The 26048-nt window shown below is 62.2% G+C and carries 23 protein-coding genes and 1 pseudogene; 20 read left to right on the forward strand and 4 right to left on the reverse strand.

The window, feature by feature from the left end:
* The first annotated feature begins 153 nt into the window (after positions 1 to 153).
* From rplB to ACKUTP_RS04595, 11 genes and pseudogenes are all read left to right on the forward strand, one after another.
* Positions 154 to 984 (forward strand): 50S ribosomal protein L2, encoded by an 831-nt coding sequence (gene rplB, locus ACKUTP_RS04545; RefSeq protein ID WP_022094198.1) that lies wholly within the window; start codon positions 154 to 156, stop codon positions 982 to 984.
* Between the two features lie 32 nt (positions 985 to 1016).
* Complete coding sequence (rpsS, locus tag ACKUTP_RS04550) at positions 1017 to 1277, forward strand: 30S ribosomal protein S19 (RefSeq protein ID WP_006235035.1); 261 nt, start codon at positions 1017 to 1019, stop codon at positions 1275 to 1277.
* Between the two features lie 14 nt (positions 1278 to 1291).
* Positions 1292 to 1663 carry a 50S ribosomal protein L22 gene (rplV, locus tag ACKUTP_RS04555; protein WP_006235036.1) on the forward strand — a complete coding sequence of 124 codons (372 nt, stop codon included), beginning with the start codon at positions 1292 to 1294 and terminating at the stop codon, positions 1661 to 1663.
* A 6-nt stretch (positions 1664 to 1669) separates the two neighbouring features.
* Positions 1670 to 2380, forward strand: a complete 711-nt coding sequence (rpsC, locus tag ACKUTP_RS04560) for a 30S ribosomal protein S3 (protein WP_006235037.1) — start codon at positions 1670 to 1672, stop codon at positions 2378 to 2380.
* Positions 2380 to 2775, forward strand: a pseudogene (gene rplP / locus ACKUTP_RS04565) (50S ribosomal protein L16); the annotation flags it as partial. The gene rpsC and the pseudogene rplP, both read left to right, overlap by 1 nt.
* A 107-nt stretch (positions 2776 to 2882) precedes the next feature.
* The gene (gene rpmC / locus ACKUTP_RS04570; protein ID WP_006235039.1) at positions 2883 to 3098 is read left to right on the forward strand and encodes a 50S ribosomal protein L29; all 216 of its coding nucleotides are present in this window, start codon (positions 2883 to 2885) and stop codon (positions 3096 to 3098) included.
* Between the two features lie 16 nt (positions 3099 to 3114).
* The gene (gene rpsQ / locus ACKUTP_RS04575) at positions 3115 to 3375 is read left to right on the forward strand and encodes a 30S ribosomal protein S17 (protein ID WP_006235040.1); all 261 of its coding nucleotides are present in this window, start codon (positions 3115 to 3117) and stop codon (positions 3373 to 3375) included.
* A gap of 118 nt (positions 3376 to 3493) precedes the next feature.
* The gene (gene rplN / locus ACKUTP_RS04580; RefSeq protein WP_006235041.1) at positions 3494 to 3862 is read left to right on the forward strand and encodes a 50S ribosomal protein L14; all 369 of its coding nucleotides are present in this window, start codon (positions 3494 to 3496) and stop codon (positions 3860 to 3862) included.
* A 13-nt stretch (positions 3863 to 3875) separates the two neighbouring features.
* The gene (gene rplX, locus ACKUTP_RS04585; protein ID WP_099432059.1) at positions 3876 to 4181 is read left to right on the forward strand and encodes a 50S ribosomal protein L24; all 306 of its coding nucleotides are present in this window, start codon (positions 3876 to 3878) and stop codon (positions 4179 to 4181) included.
* Positions 4182 to 4510: 329 nt separating this feature from the next.
* The gene (locus tag ACKUTP_RS04590) at positions 4511 to 5590 is read left to right on the forward strand and encodes a Gfo/Idh/MocA family protein (protein WP_195544432.1); all 1080 of its coding nucleotides are present in this window, start codon (positions 4511 to 4513) and stop codon (positions 5588 to 5590) included.
* Positions 5591 to 5593: 3 nt separating this feature from the next.
* The gene (locus ACKUTP_RS04595; RefSeq protein WP_409063648.1) at positions 5594 to 6340 is read left to right on the forward strand and encodes a DeoR/GlpR family DNA-binding transcription regulator; all 747 of its coding nucleotides are present in this window, start codon (positions 5594 to 5596) and stop codon (positions 6338 to 6340) included.
* Positions 6341 to 6683: 343 nt separating this feature from the next.
* On the opposite strand, the gene ACKUTP_RS04600 is transcribed toward ACKUTP_RS04595, so the two are convergent.
* Both ACKUTP_RS04600 and ACKUTP_RS04605 read right to left on the reverse strand, forming a co-directional pair.
* Positions 6684 to 7343 (reverse strand): RluA family pseudouridine synthase, encoded by a 660-nt coding sequence (locus ACKUTP_RS04600; RefSeq protein ID WP_373093810.1) that lies wholly within the window; start codon positions 7341 to 7343, stop codon positions 6684 to 6686.
* 15 nt (positions 7344 to 7358) lie between these two features.
* The gene (locus ACKUTP_RS04605; RefSeq protein ID WP_409063649.1) at positions 7359 to 9854 is read right to left on the reverse strand and encodes a DUF3656 domain-containing protein; all 2496 of its coding nucleotides are present in this window, start codon (positions 9852 to 9854) and stop codon (positions 7359 to 7361) included.
* Between the two features lie 378 nt (positions 9855 to 10232).
* Here ACKUTP_RS04605 and ACKUTP_RS04610 point away from each other — a divergent pair, with 378 nt between their 5' ends.
* The 3 genes from ACKUTP_RS04610 (at position 10233) to ACKUTP_RS04620 (ending at position 12069) form a co-directional block, all read left to right on the forward strand.
* Positions 10233 to 10610, forward strand: a complete 378-nt coding sequence (locus ACKUTP_RS04610; protein ID WP_035137477.1) for a RidA family protein — start codon at positions 10233 to 10235, stop codon at positions 10608 to 10610.
* A gap of 95 nt (positions 10611 to 10705) precedes the next feature.
* Positions 10706 to 11197, forward strand: coding sequence for a helix-turn-helix domain-containing protein (locus tag ACKUTP_RS04615; RefSeq protein ID WP_195503260.1), 492 nt, complete (start codon positions 10706 to 10708; stop codon positions 11195 to 11197).
* Between the two features lie 29 nt (positions 11198 to 11226).
* Positions 11227 to 12069, forward strand: coding sequence for an IS3 family transposase (locus ACKUTP_RS04620; RefSeq protein WP_409063877.1), 843 nt, complete (start codon positions 11227 to 11229; stop codon positions 12067 to 12069).
* A 105-nt stretch (positions 12070 to 12174) separates the two neighbouring features.
* Here ACKUTP_RS04620 and ACKUTP_RS04625 read toward each other — a convergent pair whose 3' ends face one another.
* Positions 12175 to 12831: a transcriptional regulator gene (locus tag ACKUTP_RS04625; RefSeq protein WP_249360945.1), complete on the reverse strand. Its 657-nt coding sequence runs from the start codon at positions 12829 to 12831 to the stop codon at positions 12175 to 12177.
* A 352-nt stretch (positions 12832 to 13183) separates the two neighbouring features.
* Between ACKUTP_RS04625 and ACKUTP_RS04630 the strand changes: the two genes are divergently transcribed.
* From ACKUTP_RS04630 to xdh, 5 genes are all read left to right on the forward strand, one after another.
* A complete protein-coding gene (locus ACKUTP_RS04630) occupies positions 13184 to 14578 on the forward strand; it encodes a uracil-xanthine permease family protein (RefSeq protein ID WP_409063650.1) in 1395 nt (464 codons plus the stop codon).
* Positions 14579 to 14773: 195 nt separating this feature from the next.
* A complete protein-coding gene (ssnA, locus tag ACKUTP_RS04635; protein ID WP_117802957.1) occupies positions 14774 to 16129 on the forward strand; it encodes a putative aminohydrolase SsnA in 1356 nt (451 codons plus the stop codon).
* Between the two features lie 148 nt (positions 16130 to 16277).
* Complete coding sequence (gene ygfK, locus ACKUTP_RS04640) at positions 16278 to 19277, forward strand: putative selenate reductase subunit YgfK (protein ID WP_409063651.1); 3000 nt, start codon at positions 16278 to 16280, stop codon at positions 19275 to 19277.
* Between the two features lie 11 nt (positions 19278 to 19288).
* Entirely contained in the window at positions 19289 to 19768 is a 480-nt protein-coding gene (locus tag ACKUTP_RS04645) for a 4Fe-4S binding protein (protein WP_006235055.1), read from the forward strand.
* A gap of 12 nt (positions 19769 to 19780) precedes the next feature.
* Positions 19781 to 22558 (forward strand): selenium-dependent xanthine dehydrogenase, encoded by a 2778-nt coding sequence (xdh, locus tag ACKUTP_RS04650; RefSeq protein ID WP_409063652.1) that lies wholly within the window; start codon positions 19781 to 19783, stop codon positions 22556 to 22558.
* Positions 22559 to 23047: 489 nt separating this feature from the next.
* Here xdh and ACKUTP_RS04655 read toward each other — a convergent pair whose 3' ends face one another.
* Complete coding sequence (locus ACKUTP_RS04655) at positions 23048 to 24046, reverse strand: hypothetical protein (protein ID WP_409063653.1); 999 nt, start codon at positions 24044 to 24046, stop codon at positions 23048 to 23050.
* Between the two features lie 764 nt (positions 24047 to 24810).
* Between ACKUTP_RS04655 and ACKUTP_RS04660 the strand changes: the two genes are divergently transcribed.
* Positions 24811 to 25968: an IS110 family transposase gene (locus ACKUTP_RS04660; RefSeq protein ID WP_409063376.1), complete on the forward strand. Its 1158-nt coding sequence runs from the start codon at positions 24811 to 24813 to the stop codon at positions 25966 to 25968.
* Positions 25969 to 26048 lie beyond the last annotated feature (80 nt).

A 26048-nucleotide genomic window follows, 5' to 3' on the forward strand; every position in this document is an offset into this window, starting at 1 on the left:
GCCTCCCAAATAGGGGAGGCGGGAGCTCAAGGTTTTGGGCGTATTAAATGGACACGCCCGGAACCGTGTATACGTCCGGTGTCATCGCACCCGAGGCAGAACCTCGAATCCCTGTCTGCGATGGCTAACGGATTCCTATTGAAAGGGATTGTAATGGCTGTAAAGCACCTTAAGCCGACCTCCGCTGGTAGGCGTTGGCAGACGATCTCCGACTTCTCCGAGATCACCTGCACCAAGCCCGAGAAGTCTCTTCTCGAGCCCCTGCCCAAGAAGGCCGGTCGTAACAACAACGGCCGCATCACCACCCGCCACCAGGGCGGCGGCGTGAAGCGTCGTTACCGCGTGATCGACTTCAAGCGCAACAAGGACGGCGTGCCCGCCAAGGTTGCCACGATCGAGTACGATCCGAACCGTTCCGCTCGCATCGCTCTGCTGCACTACGCTGACGGTGAGAAGCGCTACATCCTGGCCCCCAAGGGCCTCGAGGTCGGTCAGACCATCATGTCCGGTTCTGACGCCGACATCAAGCCGGGCAACGCTCTGCCCCTCGCCGACATCCCCGTCGGTACGCTCATCCACGCCGTCGAGTTCCAGCCGGGCAAGGGCGCTGCTATCGCCCGTTCCGCCGGTAACTCCTGCCAGCTGATGGGTAAGGAGGGCAAGTACGCCATCGTCCGTATGCCTTCCTCCGAGATGCGCCGCATCCTCGTTACCTGCCGCGCCACCGTCGGTGAGGTCGGCAACGCCGATCACTCCAACATCGTCATCGGCAAGGCCGGCCGTAAGCGTCACATGAACGTGCGCCCGACCGTCCGCGGTACCGTCATGAACCCTGTCGACCACCCGCACGGCGGTGGCGAGGGCAAGAACCACACCTCTGGTCGTCCCTCTGTTACCCCCTGGGGTAAGCCGACGAAGGGCCTTCGTACGCGCAAGAAGAAGAAGGTCTCGAACCAGCACATCATTCGTCGCCGTAAGAAGTAATTTCGGATACCGAGTTTTAGGAGAAAGCACTTATGAGCAGAAGTCTCAAAAAGGGCCCGTTCGTGGAGACTCGCCTTCTCTCGCGTATCACCGCGATGAACGAGGCTGGCAAGAAGGACGTTGTGAAGACCTGGTCCCGCGCGTCCACCATCTTCCCCGAGATGGTTGGTCACACCATCGCCGTCCACGACGGCCGCAAGCATGTGCCCGTGTATGTTACCGAGTCCATGGTTGGTCACAAGCTCGGCGAGTTCGCGCCGACTCGTACGTTCCGTGGCCACAAGGCCAAATAGGGGGTTAACCGTAAATGGCAACTAAGTCTATTGAAACTGAGGCCACCGAGGTTCGCGCCGTCGCTAAGTACGTGCGTGTTTCCCCCAGCAAGGCCCGCCTGGTGGTCGATCTGATCCGCCGCAAGCCTGTCGCTCAGGCCTTCGACATCCTCCACTTCTGCGACCGCGCCGTCGCCGTGGATGTCGAGAAGGTTCTCCGTTCCGCCGTTGCGAACGCCGAGAACAACAACGGTCTGCGTGCCGACAACCTGGTTGTCGCCGCTGCCTATGTTGACGAGGGTCCGACGCTTAAGCGCATCCGTCCCCGCGCCAAGGGTTCCGCTTCTCGTATTCTGAAGCGTACTTCCCACATCACCGTCGTCGTTGCTCCTCGAAAGGAGGCGTAAAGCTGTATGGGTCAGAAAGTCTACCCCACCGGCTTCCGTCTTGGCATCACCGAGAACTGGCGCTCCCGCTGGTTCGCAGAGAAGGATTACGCTAAGACCCTCGGTAACGATCTCGAGATCCGCAAGTACCTCGAGAAGCGTCTTTCCCGCGCAGCTGTCTCCCGCGTCGAGATCGAGCGCGCTGGCGACAAGGTGAAGGTCATCATCCTCACCGCTCGCCCCGGCGTTGTCATCGGTAAGAAGGGTGCCGAGATCGATACCCTCCGCACCGAGCTCGAGAAGGTCGCTGGCGTCTCCAAGGGCCAGCTCTCCGTCGACGTTGTCGAGATCAAGCGCCCCGAGCTCGACGCCAACCTCGTTGCTCAGTCCATCGCTGAGCAGCTCGAGGGCCGCGTTGCCTTCCGTCGCGCTATGCGCAAGGCTGTCCAGTCCGCCCGCAAGGCCGGCGCCAAGGGCATCCGTATCCAGTGCTCCGGTCGTCTCGGCGGTGCCGAGATGGGCCGTCGTGAGTGGTACCGTGAGGGTCGCGTGCCTCTGCACACCCTCCGCGCCAAGATCGACTACGGCACGGCTGTCGCCAGCACCACCATGGGTGCCTGCGGCGTGAAGGTCTGGATCTACCTGGGCGAGAAGCTCCCGGGCCAGCCTGTTCCCAACCCTGCACTCGAGGGCTCTTCCCGTCCTCGTCGTCGTAACTCCGAGAGGAGGGGTCAGTAGTGCTTGCCCCTAAGCGTATTCTTCACCGCAAGGTGCAGCGTGGCTCCATGAAGGGCCAGGCCAAGGGTAATACCGAGCTGCATTTCGGCGAGTTTGGTATCCAGGCTCTCGAGGCCCATTGGATCACCAACCGTCAGATCGAGGCCGCTCGTATTGCCATGACCCGCTACATGAAGCGTGGCGGTCGTGTCTACATCACGATCTTCCCCGATAAGCCCATCACCAAGAAGCCTGCCGAGACTCGCATGGGTTCTGGTAAGGGTAACCCCGAGGAGTGGGTGGCCGTCGTCAAGCCCGGCCGCATCATGTTCGAGGTCAAGGGCGTGCCCGAGGAGGTCGCTCGCGAGGCTCTGCGTCTTGCACAGCACAAGCTTCCCATCAAGACCAAGATTGTTGCTGCCAAGAACGCTGAGCAGCGCATCGAGAAGGAGATGGCTGAGGAGGCCGCTCTCGAGGCCAAGTGGGCTGCTGAGGACGCCGCCGCCGCCAAGGAGGAGAACTAATGAAGCCCGCAGAGATTCGTGAGCTCTCGGACGCTCAGCTCGTTGAGAAGCTGAAGGAAATGCGCGCCGAGCTCTTTAACCTTCGTTTCCAGATGGCCACCAGCCAGCTGGACAACACCGCTCGCGTCAACACCGTGAAGAAGGACATCGCTCGCGTCCTCACGGAGCAGCGCGCCCGCGAGATCGCAGCGGAGAAGTCCGCTGTCGCCGAGTAGGACCTAAGGAGAGAACATGACTGATTCGCGTAACTCGCGTAAGGTCCGTACGGGTGTCGTTACCTCCGTCTCCGGTGCCAAGACCATTGTTGTCACCATCACCGAGCGCAAGCGTCACCCCAAGTACGGCAAGATGATGACCAGCTCCAAGAAGCTGCACGCTCACGACGAGGAGTGCACGGCTGGCGTGGGCGATACCGTCCGCGTTATGGAGACCCGTCCTATGTCCAAGATGAAGCGTTGGCGCCTCATCGAGGTCGTCGAGCGCGCTAAATAAGCAGTCGCTCTTACGACTTGTACGTTTCCGAAGATGTGCGTATGCCTGGCTTGCATACCACGGGCCGTATAAAGGCTGCGCACCTCTCTTCGGTTCTTAGTTCGGAGGAACATCTACCATGATTCAGATGCAAACCATGCTGAACGTCGCCGACAACTCCGGCGCTCGCAAGATTCGCTGCATCAAGGTGCTTGGCGGTTCCAAGCGTCGTTATGCAGGCATCGGCGATGTGTTCATCGGTGCTGTCCAGGAGGCTACCCCTGGCGCCAACGTCAAGAAGAAGGACGTTGTCCGTTGCGTCGTCGTTCGCACCGTTAAGGAGATCCGCCGCAAGGATGGCTCCTACATTCGCTTTGATGAGAACGCCTGCGTTGTCATCAACAACGATGGTTCGCCCGTCGGCACCCGTATCTTCGGGCCCGTCGCTCGCGAGCTTCGTGACAAGAAGTACATGAAGATCGTCTCGCTCGCTCCCGAGACCCTGTAGTTAGGGGAGATATATGTATATCAAGAAGGGCGATAAGGTCCAGGTTCTCTCTGGTAAGGATCGCGGCAAGCAGGGCGTTATCCTGCGTGCTCTCCCCGCAGAGAACAAGGTCGTTGTCGAGGGCGTTTCGGTCGTCAAGAAGGCCGTCAAGCCCAACGCTGCCAACCAGCAGGGCGGCATCGTTTCGCAGGAGGCTCCCATCGATGCCTCCAACGTCAATCTCGTTTGCCCCGAGTGCGGTAAGGTTACCCGCGTCGGTCACGAGAAGGACGGCAAGAACAAGCTGCGCGTCTGCAAGAAGTGCGGCCACAAGTTCTAAGCTGCCCGCAACATCAAGTTGCTAGCAATGGCCCGGATGCCACGGCACCCGGGCCTTTTTTCTATCCCTACTCATTGGGGACAGGCTTAAATGAGTACCCTAACTGGGTAAGCATAAATGAGCGGGTCGTGCTGTATAAATTGCTTGTGTGCGCGTTTATGCGCGTTAGATTGCGTTTAATTACGCACCTATGCGTATATATGCGCCGTTTACGGGGCAATAATGACCGTTTAGCGGTGAGATACGCAAAAACGCGCATTGACGCGCGTGTTTGTGCGAATATAGAGCTGTCAGAAATGCAAGACGTTCTATGACACAGGAGACACATAATGGCAGATTCCAAGCAGGCTCCACTCGACGCCGCGGCAGCCGCCAAAGCAGCATTTGCTTCGGTCCAGGACAAGCCGTTCCCTAACGACATCTTTACGGCTCCCGAGCTCCGTTGGGCTGTGATCGGTTGCGGCGTTATTGCCAACCAGATGGCTCAGTCCCTTGCCCTGGCCGGCCGCAAGCTTACGGGCGTTGCCAACCGCACGCTCACCAAGGCTCAGACTTTTGCCGACCAGTACGGCGTCGAGAAGGTCTATGACACGGTTGAGGATCTCTACGCCGATCCTGACATCGACGCCGTCTACATCACCACCCCGCACAACACCCATATCACCTATCTGCGCGCCGCCCTGGCGGCCGGCAAGCACGTTCTCTGCGAGAAGGCCATCACGCTCAACTCCGCCGAGCTCGATGAGGCCCGCGCCATTGCCGCCGAACACAACGTGGTCCTTATGGACGCTACCACGGTGCTCCACATGCCCTTGTATCAAGAGCTGCGCCGCCGCATGGATGCCGGCGAGTTTGGCCGCATGAACCTCGCTCAGCTCAACTTTGGTAGCTACAAGGAGTACGGCGACCTGACCAACCGTTTCTACAATCGCAACCTCGCCGGCGGTGCCATGCTCGATATTGGCGTATACGCCCTGTCCGTCATGCGCCTGTTTATGGCGAGCCAGCCCGTTGAGGTCGTGTCTCTGGGTAACACCTGCGAGACCGGCGTGGACGTTGCAGGCGGCATCGTCTGCCGCAATGCCGAGCAGCAGCTGGGCGTCGTGAGCCTTACGCTCCACTCCAAGCAGCCAAAGCGCTCGGTTATCAGCTTTGACAATTGCTATGTCGAGGTCAACGAGTATCCGCGCGCCGATCACGCGACGATCGTGTGGACCGCGGACGGTCATCGCGAGGAGGTCGCCGCGGGCACCGAGGCTTATGCCCTGTGCTACGAGATGGCTGACCTCGAGCAGGCCGTCGCCGGCGACGATTCCAAGCGTGAGCTTCTGGATTATGCTTCTGATGTGATGGAGCTCATGACCAAGCTCCGCGCCGATTGGGGAGTCGTCTACCCCGAGGAGGAGTAAGCGATGCTTGCGGAAGATAGGCTCAATACGATCGTGTCGATGGTGCAGCAGGCTGGCTCGGTAACGGTGCCCGAGCTTGCCGATGCCCTGGGCGTGACGGCCTCTACCATTCGACGCGACCTACAGACGCTCGACCGCGCACACCGTATCGCCAAGGTACACGGAGGCGCGACGAGTCTGGAGCGCGCGCATGTGACGCGCGACCTGACGATCGGCGAGCGCAGTGATCTCCATAACGATGACAAGGAGCGCATCTGCGCCCGTGCTGCGGCCCTGGTGGAGCCCGATAGCTTTGTGTATATCGATTCGGGCTCCACGACCCTCAAGCTCATCGAGCATCTTCCGCGCCTTGAGGGCGTCACCTATGTGACTGATTCCGTGCTTCACGCTCAGCATCTCGCCCTGCGCGGGATGCGCACCGTTGTGCTGGGCGGCGAGCTCAAGCCCGAGACCGAGGCGCTCGTCGGCCCCGATGCCTTGGCAACTCTGGACCGCTATAACTTCAACTGCGGCTTTTGGGGTTCCAATGGCATCGCCGCCGAGCAAGGTCTCACCACACCGGATATCGAGGAAGCGCAGGTCAAGCGTGTCTCGATGCGCCATACCGCCAAACGCTTCGTAATCTCGGACGCCAGCAAATTTGGCATGGTGGCGCCCGTCAAGTTTGCGGACTTCCGCGACGCAACGATTATTACCGCGGGTGAGGTGCCAGCCAAGTACCAGTCGATGGACAACGTCATCACGGTCTAGCGATGGGACAAGGCCAAAACCACCACAAAGGTGCCTGTCCCCATTGTGGTGGTTAGTAACGAAAACCGAATAGTTTTCTCAATAGAAAAGCGGCAACGTCCATTACGGGCGTTGCCGCTTTCGTTGTCTACCGGTTTAGTCTAAATCTGTAACATCTGGGACCGATTTTGCCGAGTCATTGTTACAGATTGAGATTTTCCCTTAAGGGGGATTCGAATGTCTCGATCTGTAACAGATAGACCGGAAAATGGGCTCTAACTGTTACAGATCGAGACGTTTTGGGACCGCGGCTGGGCCATTGCGGCAAAACCACCACAAAGGTGCCTGTCCCCATTGTGGTGGTTTAGGGCTCCCAGGGGCAGGGGGCTTCGATGTGGATGTGCTCGCCGGTTACGGGATGCGTAAAGGACACGCTGTGGGCATGGAGCATCAGGCCGCAGGGACGCGGCGTGCCGTAGAGCTCGTCGCCAACCAGGGGATGACGCTCGCTTGCCAGGTGCACGCGGATTTGGTGCTTGCGGCCGGTGAGCAGCTCGACATCGATATACGAGCGCGTGGGCAGGCCACGACGGCTCTTAAGACGCTTGAGCACCTTCACGCGCGTTTGAGACGGCTTGCCGCTGGCGCCGACGCGCATCTTGCGGCTGTCGTGGCGGTCGCGGGCGATGGGCTTGTCGATGAGCTTTTCGTTCCAGTCGATCTTGCCCTCGGCGAGCGCCAGGTAGTGCTTTCCGAATGCGTGGTCGATGACCATCTGGTCAAAGGCGGGCTGCGTCTGCTTGTCGAGCGAAAACAGCACTACGCCGGTGGTGTCGCGGTCCAGGCGGTTGAGCGGCTGCATGTCGGTCGCGGCAAAGCCGTCGCCCATCGCCAGCAGCAGGTCGCTGGCGTAGTCGGTAAGCGTGCGCTCGCCGGTGCCGTCGCCGTGGACGATCATGCCGGCGGGCTTGTCGATGGCCATGAGCCAGGCGTCGCAGTAGAGGACTTGAGGTTCTTCGTTCACGTGTAAGCCTTTCGGTTAGCTGATTCCCACAAACATGCAGCCCGAGGTCGCCCCGCGCAGACGGGCGGCGGGCTTACGGCCGGCCTGCGCTGCTTCGATGGCACGACGGACGCGGGCGACGGCACGGCCCACCTCATCCGTCTCGAGCAGCGTTCCGTCTACCATGAGACGACGCACGCCGGCATCGAGCAGCTGAGGGACCTGCGGCGTGAGGTCGATGGGGTAGGCATCGTACAGGCGAGAGCGGCCGTGGATGTCGGTGCGGACGGGCATGACCTTTCCGTCGATATTCTTGAGCGAGAGCTTGCGGGCGCGCAGGCGGCAGTTGGCGCAATCGTGGATGCAGCCGTTGGCAACCTGCAGAATGCAGTGCTCGCTTGTCATGACGCGCGGGCGGCCAAAGACGGTGATGCCCAGAGCCGCGGGCGCGGCGGCGCCGAGCGAGACAATCTCGTCGAGCGTGATTTCGGGCGAGAGCCAAAACGCACCGGCTCCGCGCTCGGCAAGCGCCTCCATGCAGGGCGTGTTGTGCACCGGCAGGCAAGAGCGAATCTCGGCCGTGGCGCCGGCATGCGCGGCTACGGCGAGCTCGGAGATATTGCCGACGGCGACGGTGGCTCCAGCATTGATCCAGGGATCGACGCGCTCGTGGTCGACGGCGCGGCAGACCTCGTCGAGTACAGGCACGATACCCTGCTCAAATGCATCGGCGGGGGAGAGCCCGGCCGCATCGAGCGCGTCGGTGGTCATGTAGATGCGCGTTGCACCCTCCACGCGCGCTGCCTCGGCGGCTTCGAGCGAGGTGACGGCGGCGCAAATCTGCGGCTCATCGCGGTAATGCTCGGGCGCGGGGCGGGAATCACTGGTTACAATCGCCGGCAACTCGAGCGTTTTCGCACGCTCCTCGTACGGTGCCAGAATGGCCTCCTCGAGCGCTTTACAGGCGGCGGCGCGCACCTTGTGCACGGCGGAGAAGCCCATACCGCAGCCGGCGTCGAGCGAAATGTCAAAGCTCGCTGCCTCAAAGGGCGAAGAGCCCATGCGGCCCACATGCTCAACCAGGTCTGCCGCCTCGACGGCGCGGGTCTTGGCGGCCTCGACGGTAAAGCCGGTGGCGGTGGCGGTAAGCGCGGGGTCGTCGCAGCAGGTGAGCGTAACGGTAAACGGCTCGCCCAGACGCGCCACGACGGACACATCTACGGCGCGGCGGCGCAGCACATCGCGCTTGAGCGCGGCGCCGGCAGCGTCAATGGCGCGTTGACTGCGAATCACGCGCACACGGCAACCCTCGGGCATGCTACGGGGCACGCGGCACTCGATGATATCGCCGGCTGCGGCATCATCGGCGGCAATGGTGGTCAGGAATTGGTCGAACTCATCGTCGTGGCGAAGCTCCAGCAGGTCGCCCTTGCCCACGGGCTCAAACAGCTCAATACGGGCGATGGCGGCACGTCGACGGCGGTCGTCGGGCTTGAGGCCTCGCACATCGCGGTTGGCCGGGCGGCTGCCCAGCACCGTGCCCACGATCTGGCCGCGGTTGTTGGAGCGCTCGTAGCTCATCATCTCGTCGCCCGAGGTGCCGTCCTGATAGGCGTGCGTAAAGTCGCGGTTGAAGCAGCGCTTGAGCTGGCGCTGGCGGGCGGCTTCCTCGTCCTTGGCAACGGCGACCCCTGCCAGCATGTCATCAATTTCGTGACGATACACATCAACGATGGAGTACACGTAATCGGGCGCCTTCATGCGGCCCTCGAGCTTGAGCGATGCGGCACCGGCGTCATACAGACGGCGAACAAGCTGCGAAGTGTTGGTGTCGCGCGGGCATAGCGCGCGCTCGCGGCCGGCGGGGGAGAGCGCGCGGCCGTTCTCGTCGATCAGCTCGTAAGGCAGGCGACAGGGCTGAGCGCACATGCCGCGGTTGGCCGAGCGGCCCGCCATAGCAAAGCTCGACAGCAGGCACAGACCCGAGTAGCAAAAGCAGATGGCGCCGTGGCTAAAGACCTCAAGGTCCACATCGGGCGCGGCATCGTGAATGGCGGCAATCTCGTCGATGGAAAGCTCGCGCGAGAGGGTCACGCGGTCGGCGCCCTGCTCGCGGCACCAAAGGGTTCCGCGGTCGTCATGGATGTTCGCTTGGGTCGAGATATGCGTCTCGATGCCGGGCATGGTGCGCTTGACCTCAAAGAACAGGCCCCAGTCCTGGATGATGAAGGCGTCGGCGCCCAGCGTGGAGCAGCGATGGATGAGTTGCAGCGCATCGCCCATCTCGGACTGCTTGATGACGATGTTGACCGTGACGTAGACGCGCGACCCGGCCAGGTGTGCAGCACGGCAGGCCTGCTCAAAGGCCTCGTCGGTAAAGTTGGTGGCCTTGCGGCGGGCGTTGAAGCTGCCCATGCCGCAGTAGATGGCGTCTGCCCCGGCGGCGAGTGCGGCGGCAAAGGGCTCGGGCCCTCCGGCGGGCGCCAAGAGCTCGGGTCTGCGGTTGGTGGTTCGACTGGCGGTTACGGTCATATCCTGCCTTTCAAAATGCTCAGATACTCAAAAGTATAGTGGTGCTGTTGCGGCGGACGAGCCCTGTGGCCCAAGCAGGATAAAGTCTTCAGCAGCCCTTGCAGCAAAAATGATCCGTTTCCCTCCGTCCCCTATGGATCACCTGATCCGATGGGGACGGAGGGAAACGGATCATTTTGAGCTTCACCGTCCGGTCGTGCCGTTCAGCGGTCGACAGGCGCCGTTGAGCGATAAAATATTCTCGCAACGTGATAATAATCTTGCATCGCGCGGAAACCTTGAGTACTATCCCAAATCAAGCGCGGTGTTCAGACCGAATTGTGCCTCCCGGTGTGAACGCCGCGCTCACGCTCTCTATCTGATCGTAAGGAGAAAAACATGAGCAAGACCGTCGTGTCTTCCGATAACGCACCTGCAGCCATCGGCCCGTATTCCCCCGGCATCCAGACCGGCAACATGGTGTTCCTGTCCGGCCAGCTGGGCATCGACCCCGCAACCGGCAAGATGCCCGAGGGCGTCGAGGCCCAGGCTAAGCAGTCCCTTGCTAACGTCGAGGCCCTGCTGACCGCTGCCGGCGCCACCTTTGCCGATGTCGTCAAGACCACGGTCTACCTGGCCGACATCGCCGACTTCGCTGCCGTGAACGAGATCTACGCCTCCAAGTTCGAGGCTCCGTTCCCCGCGCGCAGCGCCTTCCAGGTTGCCGCCCTTCCGGCTGGCGGTCTGGTCGAGATCGAGGTCGTCGCCGCTCTCTAAGGCGTTGGCCACAACTAAACATGACATGCAAAAAGACCCTGCAGCGCGTGAACTGACTCCCATTTCTTGGACATGAGAAATGGGAGGCTTTCTTTATGCGCGTTGATTTGAGGGTGAAGCATGATGTCGAGGCCAGGAAGGCGGCCATAGGGCTCTTCGAGCTCGGGCACGGGTATAAATCTGCCGCGATTGCCCTTTCGCTTCCCGCGGAAGCCGTGAGAAGATGGCAGGAGATATACCGCGCGTTCGGGAGCGAGGTGCTGCTGCGCATGGACGGAAAGCAGGGCAGGTACACATACGAGCAGAAGGTCGCCGCCGCCTCCGCCGTCGTCGACGGCGGCATGACGAAGACCGAGGCGATGGCGGCGTTCGGCATAATGTCGATGTCGCCGCTCAAGAAGTGGTGCGCGCTATACCGCCGGGGCGGCGCGGAGGCCCTGCGCCCGAGGCCCAAGGGCCGGCCGAGCGGTTCCAGGGCGAGGCCGCGGACCCGCGAGGAGGAGCTCGAGGAGCGGTGCCGTAGGCTCGAGGCCGAGGTGGCCTACCTAAAAAAATTACGCGCCCTGGTCGAGAGGGACGGGCTCTGACCAGGGCGAAGGCCGAAGCGGTCGCGGCCCTGCGCGCCGAGGGGCACGCGCTCGGGCACCTGCTCGCATGCGCCGAGCTCAAGCGGTCGACCTACTACTACGCCCTCGCGCACCCGCCGAGGCCCACGCGCCCCGAGCTCCGGGAGGCGGCCGCCGAGATCTTCTCGCGCACCGCCAACGGCTGCGGGCACCGGCAGATAGCGATGTGCCTCAGGGCGGAAGAGGGGGCCGTGATAGCCGACAAGACCGTGCTCAAGATGATGCGCGAGATGGGGATTCGCTGCGGCATCAGACGCGAGACGGCCTACCACAGGCACAACTCGTACAAGGGCGTCGTCGGCAGGACGTTCGAGAACGTGATCGCGAGGGATTTCGACGCCGGGGCCCCGTGGCGGAAGCTGGGGACGGACGTCACCGAGTTCAAGGTGGCCGGCGGCAAGGCCTACTGGGCCCCGACGCTGGACTTCTGCACCAAGGAGATCGTGGCGAGCGACATATCGACCACGCCCGACATGGCCCAGCAGGCGAGGATGCTCGACGAGCTGCTGTCCAAGATCCCCGAGGGCGCCGCCCCGACCATGCACTCGGGCCGGGGCTGGCAGTACCAGCACGCCTCGTACACATCCAGGCTCGAGGCCGCCGGCATCGTCCAGAGCATGTCCAGGAAGGCGAACTGCATCGACAATGCCGCCACCGAGCAGCTCTTCGGCCACGTCAAGGACGAGTTCTACAGGGGCCGCGAGTGGAAGACGTTCGAGGATTTCAAACGCGACCTGGAGGAATACATAGTCCACTGGAACACGAGCCGGAGGCAGGTAAGATTGAAGGGCCTGACCCCGGAGGAGTACCGGAATCAGGCCCTCGCGGCCTAGTCGCTATTTAGGGCGTCCAAGATTTGGGGCGCAGTTCAGCGTGCGAGCTGCAGGGTCTTTTGTCAGGTGATGGATCGCTTGTGGAGCCGCGCTCCATTTTGCTCGTTAGCCTTCCTTGCGAACTTTTTGCAGGTAGCGGTAGACGCTGGGCTCCGAGATGCCCAGCGCGGTGGCGGCGCAGGCAACAGCGCCCTTGAGCATGAACACCCCGTTGCCGTTGAGGTGGCGAATGACGTCCACGCGGTCGCTCTGACCAAGCGACGCTACATCCAGCCCACGCGCGCTCAGCAACTCGGCAATGCTGCGGTCGATGAGCTCCTGTGTAGACTCCGAAAGGCTTTCGACCTCGATAGGGGCGGGCTCCGTGCGCGTCGGCGCCGCGTCGAAGCACGCCATGAGCTGCTGCGCCATGGCGTTGATGGAGCGCACGGTCGAGAGGTCGGTGTTGACGCAGAGCATACCGACGATCTCGTCATTCTCGCGGATAAAGTACGTCGCTGACTCCAACGTCTTGCCGCCGGCACCGCGCCCCTCGTAGCCCGTAATAAATGGCAGGTCGCGATACTTGGGATCGTGCATGATCTTGAGCGCCAGATCGGTAGCGGGGCCGCCGACCTTGCGGCCGCTCACGATGCCGTTGCGAATATCGACGATGGCGTGGTCGGGATCCGAGAAATCGTGCAGCACGATCTCGCTGTTTTTGCCGAGTATCTGCTCCAGAAAATCGACCATCGGCAAAAAGCGACGTACGGTCTCGTTCACGGGCAACTCCTTTGGGTGAAATCGGAAATGTTCATAACAATTTTTTCTCATGGTAACACGCTGCCCATCATCTCGTATATCCGCAGGTACATTGCGTAATGCAGACGAACGGTAGGAATTTAGCGGTAAACGGTTGACCAAAAGAAATGTTAGATGTTATTTTGACCAGACACTTTCCTGACCTGCGGGAATGCGTTATTTCAGCTGAAGAATAGTCTGATAACAAAAAATTATTATTGAGAATGAGAATCATCTTTAATACGATATGCAATGAAGGCACAACCTCAACCCCGCACTGCGTCACAATAGAGCGTTAGATGCGAAAACAACTACTTCGAGGATTGGTGGTCAAATGACCCAGGAGACGGTTACGAACGGCACTGAAGCCCTGTTCACTCGCGAAGGCATGCCTCCCGTTAAGGAAATGATCCCGTGTGCCCTTCAGCACGTACTGGCATCGTTTGCCGGCATCATTACCCCGGCGGTCATCATGGCCGGCGTCTACGGCTTTAATAGCCAGCAGAGCACCGACATCATCCAGGTCGCGCTCATTCTTTCGGCGATCGATACGGCCCTTCAGGCCTTCGCTCCCTTCCGTCGCATCGGCGGCGGCCTGCCCATCGTCATGGGCGTTTCGTTCGCGTTCCTGCCGGCCCTGCAGGCCATGGGTGCCTCGGGCTTTAGCTTTGGTGCGCTGCTGGGTGGCGAGATCGTCGGCGGCGCCGTCGCGGTCCTCTTTGGTCTGGCCTACAGCAAGATCAAGTGGCTGTTCCCACCCGTCGTGACCGGTACGGTCATCTTCTCCATTGGCGTCTCTCTCTATCCCACGGCCGTCAAGTATATGGCCGGCGGTATGGGTACGCCGCTGTGGGGCACCCCGCAGGCCTGGTGCGTCGCTCTTATCACCTTCGCCGTGGTCTTTGCGCTCGCCAACTTTGGCAAGGGCACGCTCAAGCTGGGATCCGTGTTCTTTGGCATGATCGTTGGCATGATCGTCTCCATCCCCTTTGGCATGATCGACTTCTCCAGCGTCGCCACCGCTCAGGTCTTCGCCCTTCCCAAGCTCATGCCCTACGCGCTCGAGTTTGATCCCGAGGTCTGCATTACCCTCGCCGTCGTGTTCCCCATGGTTGCTATTCAGGTTATCGGTGACGTCTCCGCCGCCTGCCTGGGCTCCATCGACCGTATGCCCACCGAGCGTGAGCTCTCCGGCGCTATCGTGTCCCAGGGCCTCACCTCTATGGTCGGCGGCCTGCTGGGCGGTCTTCCCACCAGCGCCCTTGGCCAGAATGTGGGCATCATCTGCTCCAACAAGGTCGTCAACAAGTGGGTCTTTGTGATCATCGCGGCCGTCTTTGCCATCGCCGGCCTGTTCCCGCAGCTTTCTGCCGTCCTTTCCGCTATCCCGCAGCCCGTCATCGGCGGCGCGACCGTCGGCGTCTTTGGCACCATCACCATGAACGGCGTGCGCATGTTCACCCGCGAGGGCCTCACGCAGCGCACTACCACTATCGTCGGCACCTCCGTCGTCTTTGGCCTGGGTATCTGGATGGCCAGCGGTTGCCTTGCCGGCGAGGGTATGCCCGCCTGGGTGTCCACCGTCATCGGCTCCAATGCCGTAGCCCCCACCGCCATCATGGCCATTGTCCTTAACCTGATCCTTCCGCAGACGCCGGTCGTGGCCCAGCATATCGATGCTGCCAAGGACGCTGCCGTGGATCTGGTCTTGCCCGAGAGCAAGAAGTAACCAATTCGGTGCTATTCGTCGGCGGACGCATCGCCTCGTCCGCCGACGTCATGCGGCGCCAAGCCGCACTTCAAAGGGTTTGTCCCTTTGGTGAAGCGTTGACGGGAGAGGGCCCGTTTCCGGTGTAGGCCGGCGCTTCGCACTCCGCCATGTCAGAGGTGTCAAACCCCGCCCCTGATGTTGAAGGGAGCATCCATGCTTCTGGTCGCTAACGGTTCCGTCTTTACTCGCAACGCTCAGACCCCGTTCATTCCAAACGGTGCGGTCGCCATTGACGGAGATACGATCGTCGAAGTAGGTCCCGAGTGCGAGCTCAAGGCCAAGTACCCGGATGCCGAGTACGTCGACGCCCAGGGCAACCTCATCATGCCCGGACTTATCAACTGCCACACCCACATCTACTCGGGTCTGGCCCGCGGCCTTGCCATTAAGGGCTGCAACCCCACCAACTTCCTGGAGAATCTTGAGCAGCAGTGGTGGAAGATCGATGACAACCTGACGCTCGACGGCACCAAGGCCAGCGCCTATGCCACGATTCTTGACTCCATCCGCGATGGCGTCACCACGATCTTCGATCACCATGCGAGCTTCTGCGAGATCCCGGGAAGCCTCTTTACCATTAAGGACGCCGCTCAGGAGCTGGGCATGCGTTCGTGCCTGTGCTACGAGGTCTCCGATCGCCGCGGCCAGGAAAAATGCGACCAGGCCATTGCCGAGAACGCCGAGTTCGCCCAGTGGGCCGCCAAGGAGCGTCGCGATAACGACAACCACATGATCGCCGCCATGTTTGGCGGTCACGCCACCTTTACGCTGTCGGACGAGACCATGGACAAGATGGCTGAGGCCAACAACGGCCTGACCGGCTTCCACATCCATGTGTGCGAGGGCATGAACGACGTGTGGGATTCCCGCCTCAACCGCGGTGGCATCAGCCCCGTCGAGCGCCTGCTGCAGCACAACCTGCTGGGTCCCGACACCATGCTGGGCCACTGCATCCACGTGACGCCTGCCGAGATGGATATCGTCAAGGAGTCCGGCACCTGGCTCGTCAACAACCCCGAATCCAATATGGGCAACGCCGTGGGCTGCGCCCCCGTGCTCGAATTCTTCCGCCGCGGCATTCCTGTGTGCATGGGTACCGACGCCTACACCCACGATATGCTCGAGAGCCTTAAGGTCTTCCTGATCATTCAGCGCCACAACGCCGCCATGCCCAACGTGGGCTGGTGCGAGGCCATGACCATGCTGTTCGAGAACAACGCCAAGATGGCGAGCAAGTACTTCGATCGCAAGCTCGGTGTGCTCGAGGCCGGCGCTGCCGCCGACGTCATCGTCATGGACTACAAGCCCTTTACGCCGCTGAGCGAGGAGAACATCGACGGCCACATGCTCTTTGGCATGATGGGCAAAAACTGCCGCACCACCATCATCAACGGCCGCGTCCTGTACAAGGATCGCGAGTTCGTTGGGATTGATGAGGACAAGATCAACGCGTGGACCATGGCTGAGTCCAAGAAGCTCTGGAGCACGCTCAACGATCGCGCCTACTAATTACAAGTAGATTCACGCGCGTCGGATGTTTCGCCGCATCCGACGCGCGTATAGGCGGCCTCCGCGGGGTCGCCGGCGCTGTGCTAGCGCTACACCGTATTTGCGCCCGCCGCGCGGTCTCGCCGGGCGTTACAGAGAGGAGCTCATTATGAGCGACATCATGAGGCCGATCCCGTTTTCGCAGCTGATGAACTGGATCATCGAGGAGCACAAGACTCAGGGCGCCGTCTTTGGCGTGCGCAAGATGGTCACGACCAACCAGGAGGGTGCGCTTCCCATTTTTGACGAGCGCATCGAGACTCCGTTTGGCCCGGCCGCCGGTCCCAACACGCAGCTGGCCCAGAACATCGTGGCCTCTTATGTGGCTGGTTCCCGCTTCTTTGAGCTTAAGACCGTTCAGGTTATGGACGGCGAGGAGCTCTCCAAGTGCGTTAACAAGCCCTGCATTGTGGCGCAGGACGAGTGCTACAACTGCGAGTGGTCGACCGAGCTCGAGGTTCCGCAGGCCTTTGCCGAGTACGTGAAGGCATGGTTCGCCTGCCACCTGATCGCTCGCGAGTACGGCCTGGGCAGCCCGGACGGCTTTGTCTTTAACATGTCGGTGGGCTATGACCTGGAGGGCATTAAGAGCCCCAAGGTCGATGCGTACATTGAGGGCATGAAGGACGCCAGCGGCTCCGAGGTTTGGAACGAGTGCCGCACGTGGGCGCTCGCTAACCTGGACAAGTTTGAGCATGTCGATGCTGCGTTTGTCGAGTCCATCCCGGCGCGCGTCTCCAACTCCATTACCGAGTCCACGCTGCACGGCTGCCCGCCCGCCGAGATCGAGCGCATCGCGACCTACCTCATCACCGAGAAGGGCCTCAACACCTACATCAAGTGCAACCCCACGCTGCTGGGCTATGAGTTTGCCCGCCAGCGCCTCAACGAGCTGGGCTTTGACTACATCGTCTTCGATGACACGCACTTCCGCGAGGACCTGCAGTGGGCCGATGCCGTGCCCATGTTCGAGCGCCTGATTGCCCTGTGCGCCGAGCGCGGTTTGGAGTTTGGCGTCAAGCTCACCAACACCTTCCCCGTCGATGTGACGAGGAACGAGCTGCCCTCCACCGAGATGTACATGTCGGGCCGTTCGCTGTTCTCGCTGACCATCGAGGCCGCCCGCCGCATTACCGAGCAGTTCGATGGCAAGCTGCGCATCAGCTACTCCGGCGGTGCTACGGTCTACAACATCCGCGCCCTGTACGATGCCGGCATTTGGCCCGTCACCCTGGCGACCGACGTGCTCAAGCCTGGTGGCTACGAGCGCTTTAGCCAGATGGCCGGCGAGTTTACCGATCTGGACGGCAAGCCGTTTGAGGGTGTCTCTCTCGACGCCGTGACCGCGATCCAGGTCGATTCGCTTACCAACCCGCTCTATAAGAAGCCGCTGCGCCCGCTGCCCGATCGCAAGGTCGCCGGTAAGAGCCCGCTTTCCGACTGCTTTACCACGCCGTGCCGCACGAGCTGCCCCATCCAGCAGGATATTCCCGCCTACCTGGCGGCTGTTGACGAGGGTCGCTACGAGGACGCGCTCAACATTATCATCGAGCGCAACGCCCTGCCGTTCATTACCGGCACCATCTGTCCGCATCCCTGCGGCCGTGCCTGCGAGCGTGCGTTCTACGAGCCCGAGGGCGCCCAGATTCGCGCCAGCAAGCTCAAGGCCGCCCGCGAGGCCATGACCGCCGTGCTGCCCAAGCTGCGCGCCCAGGCCATCGCAAACGACGGCGAGCGCAACGTTGCCGTTATCGGCGGCGGCCCGGCCGGCCTGGCGACGGCGTTCTTCCTGACGCGTGCCGGCGTGCCCGTCACCATCTTCGAGGCCCGCGACTCTCTCGGCGGCGTGGTCCGTCACGTGATCCCCGAGTTCCGTATCGCCAGCGACGATATCTCCCACGATGCCGAGCTCTGCCTGGCCTTTGGCGCCAAGGTGCAGCTCAACGCTCGCGTTGATTCCATCGACGAACTCAAGGCTCAAGGCTTTACTGACGTGGTCGTGGCCACCGGTGCCTGGATGCCCGGCTCTGCGGGCTTGGGCGAGGGTGCCGAGCTCGATGTGCTGGAGTTCCTCGAGGCCGCCAAGAAGGGCGAGAAACTCGAACTGGGCGAGGACGTCGTGGTCATTGGCGCCGGCAACACCGCCATGGACGCGGCCCGCGTGGCCAAGCGCCTGGCCGGCGTGAAGAACGTGCGCCTGGTGTATCGCCGCACCAAGAAGCAGATGCCCGCCGACGAGGAAGAGCTCGATCTTGCTCTTGCCGACGGCGTTGAGTTCTGCGAGCTGCTGGCGCCCAAGGCGCTCAACGGCTCCGTGCTGACCTGCGACGTTATGGAGCTCGGCGAGCCGGATGCAAGCGGCCGTCGCAGTCCCGTCGCCACGGGCGAGACCGTCGAGCTTTCCGCCACCACGGTGATCTGCGCCGTGGGCGAGGGCATCGATGCCAGCCTTTACGATGCCGCGGGCGTCGAGCACGACCGTCGCGGCCGTCTTGCCGCCACCTCCACCGGCGTTGAGGGCGTCTGGGCTGCGGGCGACTGCCGTCGCGGTCCTGCCACCGTGGTCGAGGCTATCGCCGACGCCGCGGAGGTCGCCCGTGCCATCGCCGGCGTGGACTTTAACAAGTACGCCGGCTGCAACGAGCAGGCCGGCCGCGAGGACACCTGCTACGAGCGCAAGGGGTCGCTGTGCCGCGACAAGCGCAACTGCACCAAGACCCGCTGCCTGGGCTGCGGCTCGGTGTGCGAGGTCTGCTGCGACGTGTGCCCCAACCGCGCCAACGTGGCAATTAAGGTGCCGGGCCTGGCCAAGCATCAGGTCGTCCATGTCGACGGCATGTGCAACGAGTGCGGTAACTGCGCCGTGTTCTGCCCCTACCAGGAGGGTCGTCCCTACAAGGACAAGCTCACCCTGTTCTGGAGCGAGCAGGACATGGAGAACTCCGAGAACGAGGGCTTCCTGGCCGTGGACGAGGACCACTTTAAGGTCCGCGTCGCCGGCACGGTCCGCACCGTCTCGGTCGATGCCGTCAACACCGGTCTTCCCGAGGCCGTCCGCCTGACCATCAGGGCCGTGCGCGACAACTATTCGTACCTTCTTAAGAAATAGGCGAGTCTCTTATGGCCAAATCCATTCAACATAACGTGGCCTACGTTGCCTGCGGAAGTGGTTGCGCTTCCGCAGGCGGCGACGCCCGCTGCAGCGAAGGCTGCATTGGCTGTGGCGCCTGCGTCACGGCCTGCCCCCACGGCGCCATTGCGCTGGTCGATGGCATCGCCCGCGTGGATCGCTCCAAGTGCACGGGCTGTGGCCTGTGCGGTATGGCGTGCCCGCAGCGCGTGATTGCCTTCGTTCCCGGCTACCAGAACATTCTGGTGCGCTGCAACAACACAGATAAGGGCGCCATCGCTCGCAAGATCTGCGACACGAGCTGCATCGGTTGCGGCATGTGCGCTAAAAAGTGCCCTGCCGGCGCTATCCGCATCGAGGACAACTGCGCCCATATCGACGGCGTGGACTGCCTGTCGTGCGGCATGTGCGCCGTCGTCTGCCCGCATGGCGCCATCCACGACCGCACCGGCATCGCCGCCGGCGTGTAGAAGGGAATCACCATGGCACAGGAATTCACTTTTACCGTTAACGGCGTCGAGCGCACGACGACGGAGAATAAACCGCTGCTGCGCTACCTGCGCGACGACCTGCATATCCATTCCGCCAAGGACGGCTGCTCCGAAGGTGCTTGCGGTACCTGCACCATCCATGTGGACGGTGCGGCCGTCAAGGCGTGCGTGCTGACCACTGCTCTTGCTGCCGGTCGCAACATCGTAACCGTCGAGGGCCTGCCCGAGGACGTGCGCGAGGCCTTTGTGTACGCCTTTGGCGCCGTGGGCGCCGTGCAGTGCGGTTTTTGCATTCCCGGCATGGTCATGGCGGGCGCAGCGCTCATCGCCGAGGACCCCGAGCCCACCGAGGAGCAGATTAAGTACGCCATTCGCGGTAACGTCTGCCGCTGCACCGGCTACAAAAAGATTATCGAGGGCATCTCGCTGGCCGCTGCGGTGCTCCGCGGCGAAAAGCAGATCGATGAGGACCTGGAGCGCGGCGATGACTACGGCGTGGGCAAGCGCGCCTTCCGTATCGACGTGCGCAAGAAGGTGCTCGGCGAGGGCAAGTATCCCGACGACATCGACGAGCTCGATCAGCCGGGCCTGACCTATGCCAGCGCCGTGCGCTCCAAGTATCCGCGCGCCCGCGTGCTCTCCATCGACACCTCCAAGGCCGAGGCCCTGCCCGGTGTGGTGGGCATCCTGCGCGCCGAGGACGTGCCGGTCAACCAGGTCGGCCACCTTATCCAGGACTGGGACGTCATGATCGCCCAGGGCGATATCACCCGCTGCGTGGGTGACGCCATCGTGCTGGTGGTTGCCGAGGACGAGGCGACGCTCGAGAAGGCCAAGAAGCTCGTAAAGATTGATTACGAGCCGCTGGAGCCCGTGCGCAACATCGCCGAGGCCAGGTCTGCCGACGCCCCGCGCCTGCACGACAGCTTCTTTGCCTTTGGCAACACGGTGGAGCTCAAGGACAACGTGTGCCAGAGCCGTCACGTGACGCGCGGTGACGCCGCCAAGGCGCTGGCAGAGAGCGCGTTTACCGTGACGCAGCGCTTTACCACGCCCTTTACCGAGCATGCCTTCTTGGAGCCCGAGTGCGCCGTTGCCTTCCCGTACAAGAATGGCGTCAAGGTGCAGTCGACCGACCAGGGCGCCTACGACACGCGCAAAGAGTGCGCTCACATGTTTGGCTGGGATAGCGAGCCCGAGCGCGTGGTCGTCGAGACCATGCTCGTGGGTGGCGGCTTTGGCGGCAAGGAGGACGTGTCCATCCAGCACTTGGCCGCGCTCGCCGCATATAAGTTCCAGCGTCCTGTGAAGTGTAAGCTCACGCGTGCCGAGTCGCTCGCTTTCCATCCCAAGCGTCACGCCATGGACGGCACCTTTACACTGGGCTGCGACGCCGAGGGCAACTTTACCGGCCTGGATTGCGAGATCAACTTTGATACCGGCGCCTACGCGTCGCTGTGCGGCCCGGTGCTCGAGCGCGCCTGTACGCATGCCGTCGGCCCCTACAAGTACCAGAACACCGACATTCGCGGCTTTGGCTACTACACCAACAACCCGCCCGCCGGTGCGTACCGCGGCTTTGGCGTTTGCCAGTCCGAGTTTGCGCTCGAGAGCCTGATCGACCTGCTGGCCGAGAAGGTCGGCCTGGATCCGTGGGAGATCCGCTACCGTAACGCCATCGAGCCGGGCGAGGTTTTGCCCAACGGCCAGATTGCCGATTGCTCCACGGCACTGAAGGAGACGCTGCTCGAGGTCAAGGATGCCTACTACGCGCATCCCGGACACGCCGGTATCGCCTGCGCCATGAAGAACGCCGGCGTGGGCGTGGGCCTGCCCGATGCCGGCCGCTGCAAGATTCGCGTCGAGAACGGCGTGGCCGTGGTCTATGCCGCCACGTCCGACATCGGCCAGGGCTGCAACACCGTCTTTTTGCAGGACGTTGCCGAGGCATGCGGTCTGCCGCTTCACTGTATTGCCAACGGCGAGTGTTCTACCGAGAACGCTCCCGACTCCGGCACCACGTCTGGCTCGCGTCAGACGGTCGTGACCGGCGAGGCCGTGCGCGGTGCCGCCTTCCTGCTGCGCGATGCCATGCTTGACATCGAGGCCGGCAAGCCCGCACCCGATACTCCCGTGAGCGCGCATGGCGACGGCGTCAAGATCGAGTACGACGACGGTCGCGCCTATCAGCTGCACACGCAGGAGCTCGTCGCCGGCCAGGGTATGCATCCTCAGGATCCCGCGGCCGCCATCAAGGCGCTCGAGGGATGCGAGTTTGGCTACGTGTACCTGGAGCCGACCGACAAGCTGGGTGCGGATGTTCCCAACCCCAAGAGCCACATCTGCTACGGCTTTGCCACACATGTGGTCATTTTGGATGATGACGGCCGCGTGAGCGAGGTCTATGCCGCGCACGATTCCGGCAAGGTGGTCAATCCCATCTCCATCCAGGGTCAGATCGAAGGCGGCGTGCTCATGGGTATGGGCTATGCGCTTACCGAGGACTGGCCGCTCAAGGACTGCGTACCCCAGGCAAGGTACGGTACGCTCGGGTTGTTCCGTGCGCCCGAGATTCCGGATATCCACGCCATTTACGTGGAGAAGGACGAGCTGTTGCCCGTGGCATACGGCGGCAAGGGCATTGGAGAGATCGCAACGATTCCCACGGCGCCCGCCGTACAGAACGCCTACCGCGCGTTTGACGGCAAGCTGCGTCCAGATCTGCCCATGGTGGATACGCCTTACAGCCGCGTCCGCAACCGCGGGTAGGGTAGGGCGCGGACGGTCATTGCTGACGAGCTGTTCGCGCTCAACATCAACTGTATATGCTGCGCCTTTGGCCCCAGCTCCATCGCGAGCCGGGGCCTTTTGTTTGGAGCGCCTCCGCATGCGGAAGCTGCGTCCCAGATTTCGGCTCCAGAATGGGACGTACTTTCCGGACGGGGCTTCAAACGGAAACTGTATCCCGGATTCGACGCTCAGAATGGGATGCGTTTTCCGGTAGAGGCCTCAAATGGAAAGTGTGTCCCGGAATATGGCTCCAGCCTGGGATGCATTTTCCGGTTGAAGCCTCAAGCGGAAACTGCGTCCCGGAATTCGGTCTCGGAACGGGTCGTGCTTTCCGGATCGCCCCTCAACCGGAAGCTGTGTCCCGGAATCATGCCTCAGAATGGAACGCGCTTTCCGTTGGCGTGGCCGTTGGGAAAACACGGCCCAGATAGGGGGGATGCGATCCGGCGATGCGCGGCCTAGCAGCTCCTACAGGTCCACCTCGTTGAGCCATGTCGGTAGAGCGGTCTGCCGGATGCCTGCCGTCTGCAGCTTTTTGGCGAGCATTCCTGCCGAGCGGACCTCGTTCATGGTAAAGCGCAGCAGAGGGTGGCCGTAGAGCGATAGGTGCGCCTCGCGCTGTCGTTCGGCAACGAGCGCCTCGGCGGTGGTGCGTCCGGCCAGCATGGTCTGGTCGGTATATTTGATGAGCCCGTCGAGCTCGCCCAGCGTGAGTTCCCGCGCCTGGCGCTCCCAGGCAAAGTCCGTTCGTATGGGCTTGGCCGAATCGAAGGGGTCCGTCAACTCGTATTGAAGCCAGTCGGGCGCAAAGCCCGTCTCGATCATGACGGCTCGGGTGACCGATTCCCCGCCGCTCTCGGCGCGGGCGTCGGCATATCGAAGCGTTGTGAGGGCGGTGCGAATCGCGCGACCATTGCGTGCAGTCGCTCGTTGCTCAACGGCCTCCATCAGCTGTTCCGGCGCAAGGCCGAGCTTTGAGATCGCCGAATCGGCAATGGGCATGCCGTCGGCAAAACCAGTTTGCAGCAGGCAATCTGTGGCCGTTTGGATGGGCGGCGTTACCGATATGCCGGCTTTGCGTATTGCTCCGGCCGGCTCAATCTGGTGCCGCTGAATATGTGCGCCCGGACGAGCCGACGGCTTTGTCGAGCTGCAAACATGCACGACGTTCAGGTGTCGCCACGAGACCTCGAGCCCCAGCGGGCAAGCTGCCGAAAACGAGCAGAACGTCCAATCGGGATGGATGATCGCAAGGGCGCGGATAATCTCGCAATGGCGTTGCGCTCGGTTGAGTTCATCCCAGCGCGTTTTTCGCGCAAACAACCCCGGAATGGGCGAGACAACCGTGCCGCCGGTGCGCCGAAGGAGCGCTTTTCGGATCGCCGCGCTCGGGGGAATCAGACAGCGCCCCTCTTGTTCGGCTTGAGTGAGCAGTTGGTCGATGAGCTGGTCATTGCAATGGGTCATGAGCTACCGCCTCCTTTTGGATAACAAAAACGTATCAGCTGGAACTTGCCGCTCAGCTGACCAAAAGCTGACCAAAATCTAACCATGCAGGTAGATGGCCTGGTTTTGACGTCATTTTTTGAAGCTGAATCGGTGGGCGGTAATCGGCGACCTTGAACGGTAGCTGGATATGAAGTCTTGGTAAGTTTCGAGACGTGTACTTTTTGAAAAAGAGCATTCTATCTGCTGTTTTGTGTTTCTGGATCGCATATTTGAAGGCATGTGATAAGGGCGGAGGATCGTCGTCTTGTACCTGAGGAAACCGTGACCCGGAATGAGCGCTCGGAATGGGATGCATTTTCCGGTAGAAGCTTCAGCGGAAAGTGCATCCCAGAATTCAGGCTCAGAACGGGACACGCTTTCCGGATGGAATGCTTGGCGGAAACTACGGCCCAGTTTTTGGCTCCAGAACGGGATATATTTTCCGGAACGGTCCACGTGCGGTGGTGTACCCATTACAGTCTGAAATAGGTCATCGATAAATTTCGATGGCGAGCATTCGGCGCATTGCCTACGATACGGGCAAGCCCCGAGGGGCCGCCGATCGGGCGCCTCCGGATGGCCGTCTGCCCCTGCCCCGTAGAGGGCCCGGGGGGTGTTGCCACCGGGGGCGCTCGCCGCTCCGGACGACTGATAGGAAACTGCCGGGCGCAAGCGCCACGGCCAGGTAATGTGGGTGTCGCGGGGAGGGGTTCCGATCGGCCTACCGATTGGAGGATACCACCGTGGCACCAATTAGAATGTCGGAAGCCGTCATCGGGCTCGATGTCGGGAAATCGTCCCACTGGGCATGCGTCGCGACTCGAGACGGCGAGGTGCTGTTGAGCACCCCCGTCGCGAACAGGGAGGACGACCTGGACTCGCTGTTCGGCCGCTTCCCCGATGCGCTCGTGGTCGTCGACCAGTCGCGCAACATAGGCGCCCTCGCGCTCGCCCGCGCCAGGGCGGCCGGGATGTCGGCGGCGTACCTGCCGGGACTCGCGGCGCACGGGGCCGCCAGGCTCTTCGCCGGCGACGCCAAGACCGACGAGCGAGACGCGATGGTCATCGCGAAGACGGCGCTTGGCATCCCCGACGCGCTCCTGCCGGTCGGAGACCCAGGTCCGACGATTGCGGCGGCGAGGGCGCTGGCCGCCCAGAGGAACTTCCTGACCTGCGAGAACACTAGGAATAAGAACCGGCTGCGCAGCATCCTGCTGGAATCGTGCCCCGCCTTCGAGGCACTGGTCGACCTGTCCGACGGGCCCCAGCTGAGGCTCATGGCATCCCTCGGCGGGGCCTGGTCGGTAGCCGACGCCGGGCCCCGCAGGGCGGCGGCGCTCACGCGTGGGGCGGCGCGCGGTAAGATCGAGGCCCTCGTCCGCTCGACAACCTCCTCGACAAGGCCGGATGCGTCGGTCGTCGCCGCCGAGGACCGGGCGGTGAAACTGCTCGCGCGCAGGATATCCGAGAACTCGGCGGAGATCGAGGCGATCACGGCGGAGATCTCCGCCCTGCTCGAGGGCGACGATACCTACCGATGCCTCCTGACGGTGCCGGGCATCGGGCCCAAAACCGCTTCCGAGCTTGCGATCTCCATCGACATCGAAGACTTCCCCAGTCACGACAGGCTCGCGTCGTACTGCGGCCTGGCGCCGCGCAACCGCCAGTCGGGAACCTCGATCTCCTCGGTGACGGCATCGCGCCAAGGCAACAAGAGGCTGAAGAACCTGCTCATATTCTCATGTAACTGCCTCACCCGGACAGAGGGGAGATGGGGCGACTACTACACCAGGTGCCGAGAGCGGGGCATGTCGCACGGCAAGGCGCTCAAGGCGCTGGCGCGAAAGAGACTGAAGGTCATCTACGCGGTCATGCGAGACAGGGTGCCTTACGCAGCCTAGCCGAAACGCACCGAGCAGACTGAAGCCCACCGGCCTAATGGCTTGGCGTCAGCATGCCGCGATTCGGTCGCACGAAGAGC

The sequence above is a fragment of the Collinsella sp. wc0529 genome (genome assembly GCF_046116875.1).
In the GTDB taxonomy this organism is placed as follows: Bacteria; Actinomycetota; Coriobacteriia; order Coriobacteriales; family Coriobacteriaceae; genus Collinsella.